The sequence below is a fragment of the Hymenobacter cellulosilyticus genome (assembly GCF_022919215.1).
GTDB classification, from domain to species: Bacteria; Bacteroidota; Bacteroidia; order Cytophagales; family Hymenobacteraceae; genus Hymenobacter; species Hymenobacter cellulosilyticus.
In genome coordinates this window covers 2991702-3009776 of the sequence record NZ_CP095046.1, presented here as the reverse complement: position 1 = coordinate 3009776, position 18075 = coordinate 2991702, and the positions used below count along the sequence as shown (strand labels likewise).

The window sequence follows — 18075 nt, the reverse complement described above, 5'->3', positions numbered from 1 at the left end:
TCCAATCAGGGCTGAGCCCAGCTGATAGCGTTGCTGGCCTGCAGAATGGCGCTGAACGTGTTCTGGCCGTTGAACTGCAGGAAGTCCATGTCCTCGAAGTAGTCGGTATCGGCACCGAGGAAGTGAGGAATTTGCTTCAGAATCAGAATCAAGCCAATGGCGGCCAGCATTCCGCGGATAACCGAGGAAGGAAAATACATACCGATAATACCGGCTTTTAGAAAGCCCAGCACCAGCTGCAGAATGCCCGCTACTACGGTAGCCGCCAGCATAGCCTCAAACGAGCCCAGGGTGTGAATGGCGGCCAGCACAATGGCCGTGAGGCCGGCGGCGGGCCCGCTCACGCTCAGGGGCGAGTCGCTAAGCCAGGACACCACGACCCGCCCACGATGCCCGTAATAACACCCGCCAGCAACGGAGCGCCGGAGGCCAGCGAGATACCCAGGCACAAGGGCAGAGCCACCAGAAAAACGACCAGGCCGGACGGGGCATCCTTGCCGAGCGTGCTGAAATAATTGCCCGACGGCGGCATCGGGCCGGAAGAAGTTGTGGGATTAGCCTTGGGGCCGGAGCTGTTTGGATCATAGTACATGGTATCAGTAGAAGACCGACTACCCTATCAGGCAGAACTTGGCTACGATACCCTGCAATACTAGCTCCGAGTAGTTAAGACGGGGTTAAAAGAGAATTAAAAGGGCATTAAAAGCCTTTTTTACTCCTAGGATCGAACCAGCGGCAGCCGCAACGTGACCTGCGTCCCGGTGCCCAGTTCACTGTCGACCCGGATACTGCCGCTGTGCAGGGCCATAATCTTGGCCGTGAGCGGCAGCCCGATACCGTGGCCCGGCACGGTACGAATGGCCTCGGCCCGGAAGAAGGGAACGAACACCTGCTGCCGGTCGGCTTCGGTCATGCCCACGCCCCGGTCGCGCACCTGCAGCTGTACCTCCCGCCCCAAGCAGGTGATAATGGCCATGATGGGCTCCTGGCTGTCTTTGGAAAATTTGCAGGCGTTTTCCAGCACGTTCAGCACCGCCGAGAGCAGCAACGGCTCATTGCCAAGCACTTCGAAGGCAGAACCCGGCATGGTAGGCTCCCCAAACTCCAGGTCGATGCGGCAGGTGGGCTGGCGGCGCAGAACTTCCTCGTGTGCCTGCAGCAGCAGCTCATCCAGGCGCACCGGAGCCATGGGCACCTGGGATGGGTCGTCGGAGGCGCGGGCAATCTGCAGCAGCCCGTTGGTAAGGGCCGTGAGCATGCGAGCCGCGTCGAGGGTGCTTTGCAGCACGCGCCGGTATTCGGTAGGGCTGCGCTCCTGCAGCAGGGCCACTTCCAGCTCACCGGTCAGGACTGTGAGCGGGGTGCGCAGTTCGTGGGAAGCATCCCGCACGAAGGTGCGCTGCCCGGCAAAAGCCGTTTCGAGCCGGTCAAGCAGACTATTAAAGCGCTGGGCCAGGTGCGACACCTCATCCTGCCCGTCGGCCTGGGAAAGGCGACGGTGCAGGTCGGAAGCCGTAATGGTATCAACTTCCTGCACGATGCGCTGCATGGGCCGCAGGGCCTGACGGGCAAAAAACCAGCCCCCACGCCCACAATGCCGAAGCTGATGAGCAGACCGCCGGCCAGAATGGTGCGCAAGGTGCGCTGCTCTACCTGGCTGTCGGTATCCACCGACGAGGCCATAACCACGAAGTCGCCGCGGTGCGGGTCGCGGTAGAGCAGGCCCACGGTTTGGGCATTGCCGGGCCGCATTTCCACCACGCTGCCCGTTTGCCGCACGCTGTTGAGCAGACTCTGGGGCACGGGCTGCACCGTTTGCTGGCCTTCCCGAAACACCACGCGGTTCTGCGAATCGTAGACCTGGACTTCCTCGGCGGGCAGGGTGCGGTAAAACTGCCGGAGGTAGCGGCGGTAGGTGGCGCGGCTGGCTTCGTCGCCGCGGTTGGCCCCATCCAGATACACGTGGGCTACCACCCGGGCCCGGGCAAAGAGGTTTTCCGTGAAGTAGTTGCGCCGCGACTGGTAGGTAAAAAAATAGATTACCAGGGAAAACAACAGCAGCGTAACGGCCAGAATGGCGGCAAACTGCAAAGCCAGACGCGTACGGATGGTCACGGAGCGGAGCGTTGAGAGTGAGACAGAAGGACGTGGGGCCGCCAAGGTTGAGCTGAGGGTAAATTAGAAAAGGAGAATGAGGCGGCAAAGCTAACCTTAGTTGCCCCGCCACCGGGTAACGGCCCTCAAACGCTACGCCTTAAACCACGGGCCCCGGAATTGTTCACCAGCCGGCCCTTCTATTCTTGACGGACTATATAGAAGCAAAAACAAGCGCCGCGGTTTACTTTTGAAGTGCCCGCTCCGGCGGCCCTCTTCTTGCCATGAACGACCCGGAAATCCGCACCCTACTGTACCCGCTGCTCCAGGACGGCATTTACGTGGATGAGCTACCCACCGGCACCACCCGCGCCGACGTGGTGCACATCACGCCCCACTTCATGCACGGCTATGAGGTAAAGGGCGACGGCGACACCCTGCAGCGGGTCGAAAACCAGCTGCGCTGCTACGCCGAGGTCTACGATTTCGTCACGTTTGTCGTCACCGAGAAGCACGTGAGCAAGCTGCTGCCCCTGCTGCCCGAGTGGGTGGGCGTGCTGGTGGCCTCTGCCACCGACCTGCGCCAGCACCGGCCGGCCCTGTATAATGCTACCGTGGAGCCGGCTCCGCTGGCGGCCTTGCTGCTGCTGGAGGAAGTAAAGCAGTTTTTGCTGTCCCGCGGCCTGCACGGCGTCAGTCAGATGCGTAAAGCCGAGGTGCAGCACCTGCTGCGCACCACCCGCGCTATTCCCCTCTCCCACCTGGCCCAGCACGTGCGGGAGCGGCTGATTCTGCGCATGCCCCAGCGCCTGCTCGACCGGGCCGAGCGGAAGCGGGAGCGGCAGCGCCTGGCCCCGCTCCGGCGCAAGCTGAAGCAAAAACGGGCCGCCACGGCCGGCAAGCGCCGCCGTAAAAAAGCCGCCAAGCCGCGCAGCACGCTGTTTAAAAAATAAGGGTGAGCTGCTGGCCGGCCACTGCCTCCACCGTGTTCAGGTTCGACACCGACACGCCTAGCAGCCGCACACCCTTGGTCAGGGGCAAGAGTGGGGTGAGCAGCTCCCGGCACACCTGGGCCAGCAGTTCCTTGCTGCTCACGGGCAGCAGCGTGGTGCGGCTGCGGGTGATTTGCTGAAAGTCGTCGTACTTAACTTTTACCGTTACGGTGCGGCCCCACACGTCGGTGCGCTGGCAGTACTCCCACACCGATTCCAGCTCGGGCTGCAGGCCGGCCACCAGCTCTTCGAAGGTGGTCAGGTCTCGCTCGAAGGTGTTTTCGGAGCCGATGGACTTGCGCAGCCGGTCGGCCTCCACGGGGCGGTGGTCCTGGGCCCGGGCAATGGCATAGTAGTAGCGGCCGGCCTTGCCGAAGTGCTGCTGCAGAAACAGCTCGGTCTGCTGCCGTAAATCGAGGCCGGTGAAGATGCCCAGCTGGTTCATCTTGGCGGCCGTTACGTGGCCGATGCCGTGAAACTGCCCCACTTCCAAGGTCTCAACGAAAGCCAGACCCTCGTGGGGCTTGATGACGAACTGCCCGTTGGGCTTGCGGTAGTCGGAGGCCAGCTTGGCCAGAAACTTATTGTAGGAAATGCCCGCCGAGGCCGTCAGCCCGGTTTCGGTCAGAATTCGGGCCCGGATTTCCTCGGCTATGCGGGTGGCCGAGGGCATGTTCTTCAGGTTGTGGGTCACATCGAGGTAGGCCTCGTCCAACGACAAGGGCTCAATCAGGGGCGTGTAGTCGGCAAAGATTTCCCGAATCTGGCGCGACACGGCCTTGTAGACCTCAAAGCGCGGCTTGACGAAAATCAGGCTGGGGCACTTGCGCTGGGCCGTGACCGAGGCCATGGCCGAGCGGACGCCAAACTGCCGGGCCTCGTAGCTGGCCGCCGCCACCACGCCCCGCTGCCGGGAGCCACCCACCGCTACGGGCTGCCCGCGCAGCTCGGGGTTGTCGCGCTGCTCCACCGAGGCATAGAAGGCATCCATGTCGAGGTGAATGATTTTCCGGGTTTCTGCTGCCTGCACGCTGCTCTTGCTCCTTTTTCTCCCCGCAAGTTACGCGCTGCCGGCGCAGAAATGTATGCCACGGTCAGAACCTGCTACGGAGTTTGCCGCTTAGCCTTTTAAAGCCTCATCAACATTTCGGTTGTCATCCTGAGTGCAGCGAAGGATCTTCCTCTCTTAGCCCACTTCAGATTGTCTCAACGCATAAAAGCCCTTACCACCGCCGCGGTAAAGGGCTTTTTACATTTAACTAAGCTTTGTCAGAACATGGAGGCAGGTCCTTCGCTGCACTCAGGATGACAAAGTATAACAAAGTCAGCATACGAGATTCCTCACTGCGTTCAGAATGACGTTCTATCTAACGCCTACTCCTCGCGCAGCACGTAGCCCATGCCCACCAGAGTATGAATCAGCTTGGGCGTAAAATCCTTGTCTACTTTTTTGCGCAGGAAGTTGATGTACACGTCGATGACGTTGGAGCCGGTGTCGAAGCTGGTTTCCCAGACCTGCTCCAGAATATCGACCCGCGACACGACCCGGCCCTGATTGCGCAGCAGGTATTCGAGCAGGGCAAACTCGCGGGCGGTGAGCTGAATGGGCTGGCCGGCGCGCTGCACCAGCTTGCGGGAAGGATCCAGGGTGAGGTCGGCCAGGCGCAGCAGCGCCTCACTGGTTGGGCCTTCGTGGCGCCGCCGCACCAGAGCCCGAATGCGGGCCAGTAGCTCCTGAAAGGCAAAGGGCTTGACCAGATAATCGTCGGCGCCGGCGTCGAGGCCCCGGATTTTGTCGTCGGTTTCGCCCAGGGCCGTGAGCATCAGAATGGGCACCGAGGAGTTTTGGGTGCGCACCTGCCGGCACACTTCCAGCCCGCTAAGGCCGGGCAGCAGGTTGTCCAGAATCAGCAGATCGTAGGGGTTGCTCAGGGCCAGCCGCAGCCCCGTCACGCCGTCGGTGGCAATATCCACGGCGTGGGTTTGTTCGGTAAGCCCCTTGTGGAGGAACGAAGCCACCTTGGGCTCGTCTTCGACCAGCAGAATTTTCATACGCGTTTGTTTCAGCTACTACAGTTGAGCAAGGTAAGATGTTCGACCCGGACCCCGTGCAGGTTCAGGTTTGAAGACAAAAAATGCATCCTAATGCAATACAATTATTTATGAGAATTATTTAAATTAACCTTGACTTTATGAAATCAATCCAATATGTTTATGGAAATCTTCAATAGCAAGATTTACTGGAAATCCCTCGTTCAGTTCCCTTTTTAGCCGCTCTTCCCCCGGATAGACTGCTTTGAGGAGCTGCTTCTTCTGCCTCTTTAGCCCCGTTAATCATGCGCCCTTCTACCCTGAGTACTCTGATTCGTGTCGTGTTGTGTTCTGCAGTGTGGTGGCTTAGTGGATGTGTGGCGCAGCAGCGGCTGCCGTATTTGCAGAGTAAGGAATACACGACCAAAAACGCGGTAAACGTGCCCAATGAGCGGCTCACCTACCGCATTCAGCCCAGCGACGTGCTCAGCATTCGGGTGCAGAGCGTGCAGCCGGCCCTAAACGACATCTTCAACATTACCGACAGCCGGGCCATGTTTTCCGGCGACCCGAGCAACCTGTTTCTCTCCGGCTACTCCGTCGATGAAGCCGGCAACATCAACCTGCCCACGGTGGGCAAGGTGAAAGTGGCGGGCCTTACCCTCGACGGGGCCCAGGCGCTGGTGCAGAAAGAGGTGGGCAAATATGTGCGCGACGCCAACGTGCTGGTGAAGCTGCTCAGCTTCAAGGTCACGGTGCTGGGCGAGGTGCGCAGCCCGGGCCGCTACTTTATTTACAACACCCAGGCCACGCTGCTCGAAGGCCTGGGCCTGGCCGGCGACCTGACCGAGTTTGGCAACCGCCAGAACGTGAAGCTGATCCGGCAGACCAACAGCGGCTCGGAAGTAGTGCTGCTGGACCTGACCGACCCAAACCTGCTCAAGTCGAAATACTACTACCTGCTGCCCAACGACGCAATCTACGTGGAGCCGCTACCGGCCCGCGCCAGCCGCGGCAACGCCAACAACCTGGGGCTAGTCTTCGCCGGTGTTTCCTCCCTGGTTCTGATTCTTAGCTACTTAAAGGTGTTCTAAACCGACCTTCTGACCTCTTCTTCCGACCTTTTTTACCCACACGAGCATGGATACACGCCCTACTACAACCGACGAAATTGATTTGCACGCCCTGCTCTTTAAGCTGCGCAACCGGTGGCCGCTGTTTCTGGCCTCGCTGCTGCTGGCGGGCTTTATCGGCTACGTGTATCTGCAGCTGAAGGCCCCGGTATACGATTTCCGGGCTACGATGCTGCTGGGCAACCAGAGCTCGGGCTCCAAGCGGGCCCAGGAACTGCTCCAGATTCTGGAAGTGCAGAACAAGGGTGTGAAAATGGAGGATGAAATCGGCTTGCTCAAGTCCGTGGACGTGGTGCAGCGCGCCGTGGCCCGCCTGCCCTACTCCGTGTCGTACTTTGCCGCCCCAGATTCCTGGCTCAACTCCATGCGCGACCTGCAGGTGCGGGAGCGGCCGGCCGGCTCGGTGCCGTTCCGGGTGGTGCCCGACCTGCAGGCGCCCCAGCTTTCGGGCGTGCGCATCTACGTGGAGCCCGCCGGCGAAGGGCGGTTCCGGGTGCACGCCGAGGCTGAGAAAGGCATGCTCTACAGCCTGCCTACGAGTGAGCTGGTGCGCGAGGTGCTAGATGTAAATCTGGACCAGACCGTAGCGGCCGGCGACACGCTGCGCCACCCCCTGCTTACGGTCGTCATCAGCCCGAGGCGGGCTTTCCGATGGGCGAAGCCGATGAGTATTACTACTTTACCCTCAACACCCTGGCCGGCACCACGGCTGACTTTCAGGGCCAACTCACGGTGAAGCCCATCGACCATGAGTCGCGCATTGTGGAGCTGACCACCAAGGGCTCGGTGCCAGCCAAACAGGTGCAGTTTCTGGATACGCTGATGGCCGTGTTTGTGGAAGACGACCTGCGCGAAAAGAACCTGACCGGCGCTAAAACGGTGGCCTTCCTCGACAACGAAATCAGCAAGCTCTCCGACTCCTTGCGCCGCTCGGCCGCGGCCCTGAGCTCGTTCCGCTCGTCGCGGGGCGTGGTGGACGTGGGGGCACAGTCGGGGGAAGGAATCCGGCAGCTTAGCGAGCTGGAAGCCATGCAGGCCAAGGTAGCCACCAACCGGAAGTACTACGCCAACATGCTCGGCTACCTGCGGGCCAACCAGAACGCCAGCCAGATGGCCACGCCCAGCAGCGTAGGCATTGAGGACCCGGTAGTGAACAACCTGATTCTGCAGCTGACCGACCTGAACAGCCAGCGGGCCGCCCTGGGCGTGAATGCCAGCACCAACAACCCGCTGGTGACGGTGCTTGATGAGCGGATTCACACGGCCAAGCAGTCCTTGATTCAGACCCTGGTCAACATGAACCGCGCCACCGACATTGCCCTGCGCGACCTGAACGACCAACTGGCCCGGGTGCGCGGCACCATCAGTGCCATGCCCGAAAACGAGCGGCAGCTGGCCCGCCTCAAGGGAGAGTCGGACTTTAACGACAAGAAATACAACTTCCTGGTGGAGAAACGCTCCGAGGCCGCCATTGCCCTGGCCACCAACGCCACCGACAAAAAGGTTATCGACAAAACCGAGCTGGTGGGCAGCGGGCCCTCGGCACCCAAGCCGGGCCTGGTGGGCCTCATCAGCCTGGTGGCCGGCCTGCTGATTCCGACTGGCATCGTGCTGCTGATGGATAAGTCGAACCGCCGCATTCAGAGCAAGGAGGACTTGTCGCGCATCACCAACATTCCGCTGCTGGGGGTGGTGGCCCACGGCTCCAGCGCCGACAAGGAAAACATGCTCAAGGAAGTAAAAGGCCCTATTGCCGAGTCGTTCCGCTCGATTCGGGTGAATCTGCAGTATCTCTCGGCCGGCCTCGACAAGAAGCTGATTGGGGTGACTTCCTCGGTGCCGGGCGAAGGAAAAACCTTCTGCACGGTGAACCTGGCGGCGGAAATGGCCCAAAGTGGCCGCAAAGTACTGGTACTCGAGTGCGACCTGCGCCGCCCCACCGTAGCCGGCTACTTTGGCTTGGAAACCAACGCCGAGCACGGGCTGTCGAGCTACCTGATGGGCCTGAGCACCCTCGACGACTGCCGCCTGAAAACCAGCGTGCCCAATCTGGACGTGATTTGCTGCGGCCCGATTCCGCCCAACCCCACCGAGCTGCTGGAAAGTGCCCGCATGGACCAGCTGCTGCAGCAGCTGCGCCAGCAGTACGACTACGTGCTGCTCGACACCCCGCCGGTGGGCTACGTGGCCGAGTTCTTCGTGCTGGTGCGCCACCTCGACGCCAACATCTACGTGGTGCGACAGAACTACACCGACCGGGGCCTGGTCAGCCAGATCAACGAACTCTACGACGAGAAAAAGGTGAAGCAGCTCTACATGATTATCAACGATATGCACTTCACCAAGACCTACGAATACCGCTACAAGAAAAACGCCTACGCCTACCATCAATAGTAGCCCCGGCAGCGCTTCTCTCCCTCTTTTTTCGGTATCCAATGTCTACCTCGACGGTCAATCAGCCGCGCCGCAGTCTTACCATGACCACGGTGCAGGGCGTAAAATGGAGTACGGCGGCTACTATCCTCACGGCCCTGATGCAGGTGGGCTACACCGCCATTATGGCCCGCCTGCTCACCCCCGCTGCGTTTGGGGTGGTGGCCCTGGCCAACGTGGTGCTGCGCTTCGGCGGCTATTTCGCCCAAATGGGCATGGAACAAGCCATTATCCAGAAGCAGGAGCTGACCAAGGAAGACATCCGGGCGGCCTTCACGGCCTCGGTGGTGCTGGGCGTCGTGTTTGGCGGCCTGCTGATTCTGCTGGCGCCGGCGTCTGTCTACGTCTTCCACGAGCCCGAAGTGGTGCCCGTGGCCCAGGCCTTGGCGTTGAGCCTGGTCCTGACGGGCTTGTCGGCCACGGCCCTGAGCCTGCTGCGCCGCGGCATGCAGTTCCGGACTTTGGCGCTGGTAGAAGTCAGCTCCTATATAGTATCCTACGGCGGCGTGGGCGTGAGCATGGCGCTGAACGGCTACGGGGTGTGGAGCCTGGTAGCGGCCAGCGTGGCCCAGGGGCTGCTGGTAGGCCTGCTGGCGTATATGGTGACCCGCCACTCGGTAGTGCCGCTGCTGAGCTGGGAGCATTACCAGCCGCTGTGGAATTACGGCAGCCGCATTTCCCTGATCAGCTTCCTGGAATTCATCGGCAGTTCCCTCGATACGCTCATCATCGGGCGGGTGCTGGGCACGGCCCTGCTGGGCGTCTACAACCGCGCCTGGATGCTAGTATCCCTGCCCATGTACATGCTCACGACCAGCGTATCGAAGGTGATTTTTCCCGCCTTCAGCCAGGTGCAGGCCGACCCGGTTCGGCTGCGCAAAGTGTATTTGTCGAGCGTGACGCTGGTGGCCGCCTTCATTTTGCCCACCGCGGCCGGCATGATGGTGGCCGCCCCGAGCTGGTCTACAGCCTGCTGGGTCCGAAGTGGGGCGAGTCGATTCCCCTGCTGCGGGTGATGAGCTTTACCTCGGGCCTGATGCTGCTGACCATGTTTGGCGGCATTGTGAGCGACGCCCGGGCCCGGCTGCGCGAAAAAACCATCATCATCCTGCAGTACCTGCTGATTCTGCCCGGGCTGTTCTGGCTGCTGCACGGCTGGGGCCTGATGGGTTATGCCCTGGCCCTGAACCTGGGCGCCTTGCTGTATGCGGGCCTGTTTATGCGCCTGCTGCATAACGACCTAACGATCAGCTACAGCCAGTTGCTGAGCATCTACGTGCCGGGCCTGTTCAACGCGGCCGTCATTGCCTGCGTGTTTATCGGGGTGCGGCTGCTGCTGAGCTCCTGGCAGCTGCCGCCGGTCGGGACCCTGCTTATTTTGATGCTGGTGGGCGGGCTGGTGCTGAGCAGCCTGATTCTGCTGGTGCCGCTGCCCGGTTTGCGCCGCGAGCTGTGCGCCTTCCTCGACCGGCTGGAGCCCCAAACCCACTCCGGCGTGCTGGGCCGGCTGCTGGCCCGCTACGTGCGCTTTCTTAACCCCGCCGGGTTTGGTCCGGCTGCTTATCCGACGGCTAACCCGGTGCTGCCATGAAGATTCTGTTTGCTTCTTACTGGGGCGAAACAGCACCGTGCGGCGTGCGGGTGCACTATATGTCCCTGGCAGCCGAGCTACGCCGGCAGGGACACACTGTGGATATCCTTACGCCCAACACTCTGCGCGGGCCGCGCCGCCGCCTGCTCAGCGGCCTGCAGCGGCTGGTAGCCCAGGTGGCCGGGCCCGAGGTGGCACTGGACCTGTGGTATTTTGCCATGCTCTACACCGCCGCGCCCCGTGGGGCCGACTACGACCTGGTAAATGCCCACGATGTAGGCAGCGGAGCCGCCGTGCGCCGGGCCTTGCAAGGCCGGATTCCGGTGGTCGTGACCGGGCACGCCAGTGAGCATCCGGCCGAGGAAATCATCCGCCGCAACCAGCTCGCCGGGTTTCGGGCCGGGCTTATCCGCCGCCTCTACGCCTGGCTGCTGCCCCAGACCCAGTACTTCATTGGCGTTTCCGATTATCTGCTGAACTGCTTCCGGCCTTTCCTGCCCGACGATTGTGTAACCCGGCGCATTCACGGCGGCAGCCCGCTGCCGGCAAATGCCGACTCGGCCCTGCCCGCGCCAGTCATTCCCGAAGTTGCGGGCCGGCCGGTTATTCTCAACGTGGGGTTTCTGGATGCCAACAAAAACCAGCGCTACCTCGTGGAAGTGGCCCGGGAGCTGCGCCGCCTCCGCCCCGACTTTGTGGTGGCCCTGGTAGGCAAAGGCCCCGAGGAAGCCGCCCTGCGCCAGCTCATTGCCGACTACGACCTGACCGACCATGTATTGCTGCTGGGCTACCGAACGGATGTATTGTCTCTGCTGCAACAGGCGACGCTGTACGTGCACACGGCCCGGCTCGAATCGTTGGGTTTGGCGCTGGTAGAAGCCGTGCTGGCCGGCGTGCCTGTGCTGGCTCCCGCTACCGGCGGCATTCCCGAAGTGCTGGAAGCCACGCCCGAGGCCCTGTTTGCTCCCACTACCGAGCCAGCGCTGCTGGCCCGGCGCCTCCACCTGCTGCTCGCCGATGAGGCGGCCCGTCTTGTGCTGCATTCTCGTCAATACGCCCACGCTACCGCCTGCTTTACCCTGCCGCACATGGCCGCGCAGACGGTCGGCTTTTACCAGGAAACCCTGGCTCATTTCCGCGCCCTCTCTCCTTCCCACCAGGCTGAGCCCGCTTCTGTCCTGTCGTCCACACACGCTGCATCCTCCCTTGCATGAACATTCTCTACGACCACCAGGCCTTTACCGTGCAAGACGTCGGTGGCGTCTCGCGCTACTACCGGGCCCTGCTCGACCACGCGGCCCCGGACATCCACTCCCACGTGCCCGTTGTGCTATCCAACAACGTGTACCTGAAAGACCGGCAGCATTCCCGGCACTCCAGCTTCTTCCCGAACCTAAGCTTTCGGGGCCGTTTCTCCCTGATGCTGAGCCTGAATCGCTCTGCTTCCCGCCGGGCCCTGCGCCAGGGCAAGTTCGATGTGTTTCACCCCACGCTGACTGATGACCCTTATTTCCTGCCTGAAATTCAAGACAAGCCCCTGGTTATTACCATTCACGACATGATACCGGTGCTGTTTGGGGAGCAATATCCGCTGACGGACTTGCCCCTGATGAGCCGCATTGCGCAGCGGGCTAATCAGATTATTGCCGTTTCGGAACATACCCGCGCCGATATTCTGCGCCTGTTGCCCGTAAGCCCCGACCGGGTGACAGTGGTGCCGCATGGCTACACGCCCGCCATAGCTGGGCCCGCTACGCTGCCCGAGGGCTACCTGCTGTACGTGGGTACCCGCCAGGGCTACAAGAACTTCGACTGCTTGCTTCAGGCTCTGGCCCAACTGGTGCGCCAGCCCGGGCAGCGCAGCCTGCGCCTAGTGTGCGCCGGCGGCGGCTGGGCCACAGAAGCCGAGCAGGACCGCCTGCAGGTGCTGGGCCTGACGGCTAATGTGCAGTTTGCCGGGCTGGTCTCGGAAGCCGAGCTGGCCAGTTTGTACCGGGGCGCGGCGGCTTTTGTGTTTCCCTCGTGCTACGAAGGATTCGGCTTCCCGATTCTGGAAGCTTTTGCCCAGCACTGCCCCGTGGTGCTCAGCAATGCCTCCTGCTTTCCGGAAACGGCCCAAGACGCGGCCCTCTACTTCGATCCGCAGCAGCCCGCCGACCTAGCCCAGCAGCTGCTGCTCTTGCTCCGCGAGCCGCACCTGCGGCGGCAGCTGACCCAGCTGGGCTCCCTGCGCCTGCGCGACTTTACCTGGGGCCAAACCGCCGCCCTTACCCACGAGGTGTACCGCGCCGCCCAGGAGCAGCCGCAGCCCGTCCTGATCTGACCTTTTGCCTTGCCGCCTCTCCTATGAAACTTAGTCTGCGCTTCCGCTACCTGCTTGTTCTGCTGGTCGTTCTGTTTACCGACGCGGCGCTTTCCAGCTTCGTATGGGAGGCCGAGGATGACCCAATGCTGCGGGTGTACAATTACGCCCTGCTGGGTCTGGCGTCGTGGCTGATTGTGCGCTCCTGGCGCTGGTTTTCGAGCGGCATGTGGCGTTGGCTGCTGCTGGTGCTGGTGAGTCTGGCGGCGCTGGCCCTGGAGTCGTATGCGGGCTGGGGCACCTGGGTAGTGTATCCGCACGTGTTCAGCAAGCTCACGCCGTATCTGGTGCTGTTTGGCGTGTATGCCTACTACCGCCGCCACGGCGTTCCGCCCCTGGGCTTCGTCATGGTGGCCCTGCCGGTGCTGGTGTCCTTAAACATTCTGGTCTTTCACCCCGAGGCCTTTACCATTGCCGGCTTTCTGAGTCACAACCGGGGCGTCAACACGACTTCGGCTTTTCTGCTGGTGCTGCCGGCCGTGTATTTCCTGAACCGCTACCTGGTCGGCAAGTCGCTGTTTTTCCTGCTTTACTTCTTTGTGGATGTGGGCATTATCATCTTCCTGCAGCACCGCACCGTGTGGCTGAGCACCGGCCTGGCTTTGTTTCTCAACCTGATCCTGGTGGCCCGGGCCAGCACTACCCGCCTGGGCTTGTTGCGCTTTTTGCCGGTGGTGCTCATTCCGCTGTTCTTTGGCCTGCTCGGGGGCCTGACGGTGGTGCTGAACAACCCCGACGTGCTCAAAAAGCTCAACAGCAACATCGAGGACATTTCCAACAGCGACAGTCAGGGCACGGGCAGCTGGCGCCTGCAGCAGTTTCAGGCCTACGAGCAGTTTCTGTGGGAATATCCCGTGGCCGGCATGCGCCTGAAAGGCTTTGAGCTGCCCATGCAGTTTTTCCACCAGGAATCTGGGGAGCCGGTGTGGCCCGACTACACGGGCCACCACTTCCACAGCTTCTACGTCGACCGGATGTTCTATTTCGGCCTGATTGGCGTGCTGCTGGCTATTCTGCCGGTGCTGCTGCTGGTCGTGCGGAGTTTGTCGCCGCCCCGGCCGCTGCCCCTGGAAACCATTGCGCTGGTGGCCTACGCCGGCAGCGGCCTGCTCTACGGCGTGTCCTACGACTGGCCCCTGTACTTTTTCGGTCTGCTAGGCCTAGCCTTTGCCGCCGCCGAGCTGGCCGTTCTGGAGCCGGCTCCATCTGCTCCGGTGCCGGAAACGGCGCAACTACCGGACCTTCTTTCCCACCCGGAGGCGGCCATTCTTCCCCAATTTTCGCCCGCTCCGTCGCCAACCGCTCCCGCCCATGCTTCCCTCTGATAGTGCTACCGGCCTGTCTACACCGGTGCTGTTCATTATTTTCAACCGCCCCGAGTCGACCCGGCAGGTGCTGCAGGCCATTCGGGCAGCCCGCCCGGCCCGGCTCTACGTGGCCGCCGATGGTCCGCGCCCCGGCCGGCCGACGGAAGCCGCGCTGTGCGCCCAGGTGCGGGCCCTGGTTACCGACCATATTGACTGGCCCTGTGAGGTGCACACCCGGTTTCGGGAAACCAACCTGGGCTGCGGCCTCAACCCGGCCGCGGCCATCGACTGGTTTTTTGAGCACGAGCCCGAGGGCATAATCCTGGAAGATGACTGCCTACCCAGTCCGCACTTTTTCCGGTTTTGCCACGAGCTGCTGGCCCGCTACCGCCACGACGCCCGCGTGATGCACATCGGGGGCTGCAACTTCTCCCGCGAAGCCCTGCGCCCCCAAGCGCCTGCCGCCGACTCCTATTACTTCTCGGGGCAGGTGCAAAGCTGGGGCTGGGCTTCCTGGCGCCGGGCCTGGCAGCACTTCGATTTTAAGCTCCAGCTGCTGCCCGAGCTGCGCCGCCGCCGCCTGCTCGGCAGCCTCTACCCCAGCCTGCTGGAGCGCCAGTACTGGCTGCCACGCTTCCAGGCCATCTATAAGGCCCGGCAGGCGCCCAGCATCTGGGACTATCAGTGGCATTTTGCGGTGGCCGCCAACTCGGGCCTGACTATTCTGCCAGCAGTAAACCTGGTCTGCAACATTGGCTTTGGGCAGGATGCCACCCACACCACGGCCGCCGATGAGCAGTTTGCCCGCCCGGCGGCCGAACAGTTTGCCTTTCCGCTCCGGCACCCGCCCGCGGTGCTGCGCGACGCGCGCCGCGACCAACAGTACTTCCGCGAATTCCTGAGCGGCCGGGTAGCGGCCAAAACCCGCCGCCTGCTGCAACGTGTGCCCCAGTGGTTTCGGGAGCAGGGCTCCGTGCCCCTCGACCCACCCTACTCCCCGGAGCCCGAAGAAGCCCCCACGCACGCTGACCCGGCGGCTCCTTTCACCTATTCCTGACCTCGCCCAGCCGCCCTTTTACTCCTTTCATTATGCTGTTCATCGTAATTCCCGTTTTCAACCGCTGGGCCTTTACCCAGGCCTGCCTGCTTTCCCTGCGCCAGCAAACTCAGCCCAGCTTCCGCGTTATTGTGGTCGACGATGGCTCGACGGACGGCACTGGGGAGCGGCTGCGCCAGGAGTTTCCGGAAGTGGAAGTCGTGGACGGCACAGGGCAGCTGTTCTGGACGGCGGGCGTGAATGCCGGCATCCGGCGGGCTCTGGCGCAGGGAGCCGACCGAATTCTGACCCTCAACAACGATGTGGTGGCCGCCCCCGATTTCGTGGAGCGCATGCTGCTCTGGTCGCGGCGCCAGCCCCGGGCGCTGCTGGGCCCGCTCGAGCTGGATGCCCACACCAAGGAGCCGGTCTACGGCGGGGAGGTCTTCAGCTGGCTGACCCACTCCCGCCGCGACCTGCTACAAACCCTGCCCACCGACCAGCGCCACGGCCTGCACCCCGTAACCTACCTGCCCGGCCGCGGCCTGCTGATACCAGTAGCCGTGTTCGAAACCATCGGCCTGTTCGACGAGAAGCGCCTGCCCCACTACCTGGCCGACTTCGACTTTACCAGCGTCGCGCGCCGGCACGGCTTCCCGGTCTTCGTCAACTACGACGCCCACCTGCTGACCTACCCCGAGGAAAGCGGGCAGGAGCAGACGCGCCGCCACCGCAGCCTGCAGGGCTACTACCAGCATCTGTTCGGTATCCGGGGCGGCGGCAACCTGCGCAACTTCACGCACTTCGCGCTCAAAAACTGCCCCACGCCGCTCGTACCACTGTTCTTGCTTAACGGCTACGCCCGCCGCCTTACCGGCTATTTCCTGCACGGCTAAGCCGTCGCCCCTCTAATTCGTCTTTTTCCCTCCCTTTTTCTGCGCCCCGTGGTTATTCTCGTTAAACGTACCGGGCAGCTGGGCAACCGGCTGTTTCTGTTTGCCCACTTTCTGGCCAACGCGGCCGAGTACGGCTACGAGCTGGCCAACCCCAGCTTCGGCGGGTACGCGCCCTTCTTTGAAGCCACGGCCACCGGCAACTTTGGCGGCCTGCCGGTGCGCCTGCACGCCTTCCGCCAGCCCCGCCTCGACCGAATGCTCGACCTGGTGCAGCACCCGCGGGCCTTCGGGCTGCTGCGGCAGGCCAGCCGCCTGCTGCCCCGCCGCCCGGCCCTGCTCACCGACCTGCCCGACCAGGATTACGACCTCAACCAGCCCGCCTATCTGGCCGCGGCCCGTGGTGGGCTGGTGCTGGCGCACGGCTGGCAGTTTCGGGATAAGCGCAACTTCTCCCGCCACGGCGCGCTGCTGCGGCAGCTTTTTGCCCCCATTGAGCCCCATCGCCGGGCCGTAGCTGCGCTGCTGGCTGGCCTGCGCGCGTCGGCCGACGTGGTGGTGGGCGTCCACATCCGGCGCGGCGACTATGCTACCTATAATAACGGGGCCTATTTCTACGATAATGCTACCTATGCCCGGGCCATGCGGGCGGTGCAGGAGCAATTGCCAGCCGGGCAGCGGGTAGCATTTCTGCTGTGCTCGAATGAAGAACTAAACCTCGCTGATTTTGCGGGCCTGCGGGTGCATCTGGCTACCAATCATTTTGTGGAAGACCTTTACGCCCTGGCCGCTTGCAACTACGTGCTGGGTCCGCCCAGCTCATACTCCATGTGGGCTTCGTTTTACGGTCAGGTGCCGCTGCTGCACCTGGCGCAGGCCAATCAGCCCGTAGCGTTATCTGACTTTCAGGTTTTTCTGGACCAGTAATGCTAACCTCCACCATGCTGTCCTATATATCCTTGCGCCTGGCTTGGCTGTGCAGCGGCACTTGTCTGCTGGTGCCAGGCTCCCAGCTGACGGCTCCGGCCCAGGCCGGCAGCATCGTTATTCGCAAGGGTGGCGTGTATACCGGCGACTACCGCAGCACCGACTCTACCGTACCCTGCATCCGTATTGTCACCACCGAGCCCGTCACGCTACGGGGCTGCCGGCTTAGTGGGGCCGGTAATCTGATTGAGGCCCTCAACGGTGGAGCTGATCTGACCGTGGAAAACTGTACCGGCGTGGGCCTGCGCCCCAGCCGCGACCAAACGCGCCGGGGCCGTTTCCTGGAAATCAACTCGGCCCGCAACCTGCGCCTGCTCAATAACTCCTTCACCCAGACGACCGGCATTGCCGTGTACCAGTGGAGCGGCGACGGCTCGGCGTCCCAGACCCTGAAAATCCTGCGCAACTCGGCTAAAAATATCGACGGGCGCTACCGCGACGGAGGCAGCACCACCGTGTCGTGCATTTCCCTGAACCAGGTGCATGGCTTGGCCAATGTGGAAATAGCCTGGAATCAGATTGTCAACGAGCCCGACCAGTCCCTGGTAGAAGACAATATTAACCTCTATAACTCTTCGGGCACGGCCAGCAGCCCCATTCGGGTGCACAATAACTACGTGCAGGGAGCCTATCCGTATCCGGCCACCGCGGCCAAGTTTACCGGCACGGGCATGATTACCGATGGCGACAACGCCTCGGCCCTGACCATGACCGCCTATGTGGATGCCACGCAGAACCAGTTTGTGTCGACGTGCAACTCGGCCATGAACATCGCCGGCGGCCACCACGTGCGCTATACCCAGAACCGCATGGTCACCAGCGGCCTGCTGCCCAACGGCACCAAGCTCAACGCGACCTACTGCGGCATCGCCGTCTTCAACTTCTACCAGCAGGCCCAGTTCGGCAACCACCTGGTCGACAACAACACCATGGGCATGGTCAAGTGGGGCGCCAACAACCCCTACCCCAACCGCAACGACAACGGTGACTACGGCTTTCCCATCCACACCAACACCCAGCACCTGCCCAACCCCATCACCCTGCAGACCGAGCAGGACGAGTGGACCCGCTGGAATAACAAACTAAAAATCAACGGCGTGCAGGTAGGCCCCACAGCTGCCCTTTCGCTCTCAACTGCCCGCTCCGACAACCGGTAAAACCCATAAAGCGCCCGGCGCCCGAAGAATTTTTTATTTCCTGCTAACCAAAGCACCCA

Annotated in this window: 18 protein-coding genes; 13 read left to right on the top strand and 5 right to left on the bottom strand. The window is 62.3% G+C overall.

All coding sequences use genetic code 11. From position 1 onward, the window contains the following. Positions 1-5: 5 nt before the first annotated feature. The 3 genes from MUN79_RS31065 to MUN79_RS14755 form a co-directional block, all read right to left on the bottom strand. A complete protein-coding gene (locus MUN79_RS31065; RefSeq protein WP_311136483.1) occupies positions 6-377 on the bottom strand; it encodes a SulP family inorganic anion transporter in 372 nt (123 codons plus the stop codon). After that, on the bottom strand, positions 347-592 hold the full coding sequence (locus tag MUN79_RS31060) for a hypothetical protein (protein ID WP_311136482.1): 246 nt from the start codon (positions 590-592) through the stop codon (positions 347-349). The genes MUN79_RS31065 and MUN79_RS31060 overlap by 31 nt, the downstream gene beginning before the upstream one ends. 126 nt (positions 593-718) lie before the next feature. Continuing rightward, on the bottom strand, positions 719-1549 hold the full coding sequence (locus MUN79_RS14755; protein ID WP_244673467.1) for a sensor histidine kinase: 831 nt from the start codon (positions 1547-1549) through the stop codon (positions 719-721). Between the two features lie 829 nt (positions 1550-2378). Here MUN79_RS14755 and MUN79_RS14750 point away from each other — a divergent pair. Then, positions 2379-3047, top strand: coding sequence for a sce7726 family protein (locus tag MUN79_RS14750; RefSeq protein WP_244673466.1), 669 nt, complete (start codon positions 2379-2381; stop codon positions 3045-3047). On the opposite strand, the gene dinB is transcribed toward MUN79_RS14750, so the two are convergent. Both dinB and MUN79_RS14740 read right to left on the bottom strand, forming a co-directional pair. After that, positions 3037-4116: a DNA polymerase IV gene (gene dinB / locus MUN79_RS14745; protein WP_262922864.1), complete on the bottom strand. Its 1080-nt coding sequence runs from the start codon at positions 4114-4116 to the stop codon at positions 3037-3039. The two genes, MUN79_RS14750 and dinB, sit on opposite strands and share 11 nt — an antisense overlap. A gap of 344 nt (positions 4117-4460) precedes the next feature. Continuing rightward, positions 4461-5138, bottom strand: a complete 678-nt coding sequence (locus MUN79_RS14740; protein WP_244673465.1) for a response regulator — start codon at positions 5136-5138, stop codon at positions 4461-4463. A gap of 284 nt (positions 5139-5422) precedes the next feature. Between MUN79_RS14740 and MUN79_RS14735 the strand changes: the two genes are divergently transcribed. The 12 genes from MUN79_RS14735 to MUN79_RS14680 are packed head-to-tail and all read left to right on the top strand — an operon-like array spanning position 5423 to position 18016. Further along, positions 5423-6211 carry a polysaccharide biosynthesis/export family protein gene (locus MUN79_RS14735; RefSeq protein WP_244673464.1) on the top strand — a complete coding sequence of 263 codons (789 nt, stop codon included), beginning with the start codon at positions 5423-5425 and terminating at the stop codon, positions 6209-6211. A 46-nt stretch (positions 6212-6257) separates the two neighbouring features. Continuing rightward, positions 6258-6986: a Wzz/FepE/Etk N-terminal domain-containing protein gene (locus MUN79_RS14730; protein WP_244673463.1), complete on the top strand. Its 729-nt coding sequence runs from the start codon at positions 6258-6260 to the stop codon at positions 6984-6986. Further along, positions 6902-8644, top strand: a complete 1743-nt coding sequence (locus tag MUN79_RS14725; protein ID WP_244673462.1) for a GumC family protein — start codon at positions 6902-6904, stop codon at positions 8642-8644. The genes MUN79_RS14730 and MUN79_RS14725 overlap by 85 nt, the downstream gene beginning before the upstream one ends. 41 nt (positions 8645-8685) lie before the next feature. Continuing rightward, positions 8686-9699 (top strand): lipopolysaccharide biosynthesis protein, encoded by a 1014-nt coding sequence (locus MUN79_RS14720; RefSeq protein WP_244673461.1) that lies wholly within the window; start codon positions 8686-8688, stop codon positions 9697-9699. Continuing rightward, positions 9699-10274, top strand: coding sequence for a hypothetical protein (locus MUN79_RS14715; protein WP_244673460.1), 576 nt, complete (start codon positions 9699-9701; stop codon positions 10272-10274). Before MUN79_RS14720 ends, MUN79_RS14715 begins: the two co-directional genes overlap by 1 nt. After that, positions 10271-11488: a glycosyltransferase family 4 protein gene (locus MUN79_RS14710; protein ID WP_244673459.1), complete on the top strand. Its 1218-nt coding sequence runs from the start codon at positions 10271-10273 to the stop codon at positions 11486-11488. Before MUN79_RS14715 ends, MUN79_RS14710 begins: the two co-directional genes overlap by 4 nt. Next, complete coding sequence (locus tag MUN79_RS14705; RefSeq protein WP_244673458.1) at positions 11485-12597, top strand: glycosyltransferase family 4 protein; 1113 nt, start codon at positions 11485-11487, stop codon at positions 12595-12597. The genes MUN79_RS14710 and MUN79_RS14705 overlap by 4 nt, the downstream gene beginning before the upstream one ends. Positions 12598-12620: 23 nt before the next feature. Continuing rightward, the gene (locus MUN79_RS14700) at positions 12621-13961 is read left to right on the top strand and encodes an O-antigen ligase family protein (RefSeq protein WP_244673457.1); all 1341 of its coding nucleotides are present in this window, start codon (positions 12621-12623) and stop codon (positions 13959-13961) included. Next, the gene (locus MUN79_RS14695) at positions 13948-15000 is read left to right on the top strand and encodes a nucleotide-diphospho-sugar transferase (RefSeq protein ID WP_244673456.1); all 1053 of its coding nucleotides are present in this window, start codon (positions 13948-13950) and stop codon (positions 14998-15000) included. Before MUN79_RS14700 ends, MUN79_RS14695 begins: the two co-directional genes overlap by 14 nt. A 32-nt stretch (positions 15001-15032) precedes the next feature. After that, on the top strand, positions 15033-15875 hold the full coding sequence (locus tag MUN79_RS14690) for a glycosyltransferase family 2 protein (RefSeq protein WP_244673455.1): 843 nt from the start codon (positions 15033-15035) through the stop codon (positions 15873-15875). 48 nt (positions 15876-15923) lie between these two features. Then, positions 15924-16799, top strand: a complete 876-nt coding sequence (locus MUN79_RS14685; RefSeq protein WP_244673454.1) for an alpha-1,2-fucosyltransferase — start codon at positions 15924-15926, stop codon at positions 16797-16799. A 14-nt stretch (positions 16800-16813) separates the two neighbouring features. Continuing rightward, positions 16814-18016, top strand: a complete 1203-nt coding sequence (locus tag MUN79_RS14680; RefSeq protein WP_244673453.1) for a hypothetical protein — start codon at positions 16814-16816, stop codon at positions 18014-18016. Positions 18017-18075: the final 59 nt, after the last annotated feature.

Excerpts from the sequence above, each read along its gene's own strand:
- MUN79_RS14695 (WP_244673456.1), top strand. The coding sequence starts at position 13,948 with ATGCTTCCCTCTGATAGTGCTACCGGCCTGTCTACACCGGTGCTGTTC.
- MUN79_RS14750 (WP_244673466.1), top strand. The coding sequence starts at position 2,379 with ATGAACGACCCGGAAATCCGCACCCTACTGTACCCGCTGCTCCAGGAC.
- MUN79_RS14705 (WP_244673458.1), top strand. The coding sequence starts at position 11,485 with ATGAACATTCTCTACGACCACCAGGCCTTTACCGTGCAAGACGTCGGT.
- MUN79_RS14720 (WP_244673461.1), top strand. The coding sequence starts at position 8,686 with ATGTCTACCTCGACGGTCAATCAGCCGCGCCGCAGTCTTACCATGACC.
- MUN79_RS31060 (WP_311136482.1), bottom strand. The coding sequence starts at position 592 with ATGTACTATGATCCAAACAGCTCCGGCCCCAAGGCTAATCCCACAACT.
- MUN79_RS14740 (WP_244673465.1), bottom strand. The coding sequence starts at position 5,138 with ATGAAAATTCTGCTGGTCGAAGACGAGCCCAAGGTGGCTTCGTTCCTC.
- MUN79_RS14730 (WP_244673463.1), top strand. The coding sequence starts at position 6,258 with ATGGATACACGCCCTACTACAACCGACGAAATTGATTTGCACGCCCTG.
- MUN79_RS14715 (WP_244673460.1), top strand. The coding sequence starts at position 9,699 with ATGAGCTTTACCTCGGGCCTGATGCTGCTGACCATGTTTGGCGGCATT.
- MUN79_RS14700 (WP_244673457.1), top strand. The coding sequence starts at position 12,621 with ATGAAACTTAGTCTGCGCTTCCGCTACCTGCTTGTTCTGCTGGTCGTT.
- MUN79_RS14710 (WP_244673459.1), top strand. The coding sequence starts at position 10,271 with ATGAAGATTCTGTTTGCTTCTTACTGGGGCGAAACAGCACCGTGCGGC.
- MUN79_RS14725 (WP_244673462.1), top strand. The coding sequence starts at position 6,902 with ATGGGCGAAGCCGATGAGTATTACTACTTTACCCTCAACACCCTGGCC.
- MUN79_RS14735 (WP_244673464.1), top strand. The coding sequence starts at position 5,423 with ATGCGCCCTTCTACCCTGAGTACTCTGATTCGTGTCGTGTTGTGTTCT.
- MUN79_RS14690 (WP_244673455.1), top strand. The coding sequence starts at position 15,033 with ATGCTGTTCATCGTAATTCCCGTTTTCAACCGCTGGGCCTTTACCCAG.
- MUN79_RS14680 (WP_244673453.1), top strand. The coding sequence starts at position 16,814 with ATGCTGTCCTATATATCCTTGCGCCTGGCTTGGCTGTGCAGCGGCACT.
- MUN79_RS14755 (WP_244673467.1), bottom strand. The coding sequence starts at position 1,549 with ATGCAGCGCATCGTGCAGGAAGTTGATACCATTACGGCTTCCGACCTG.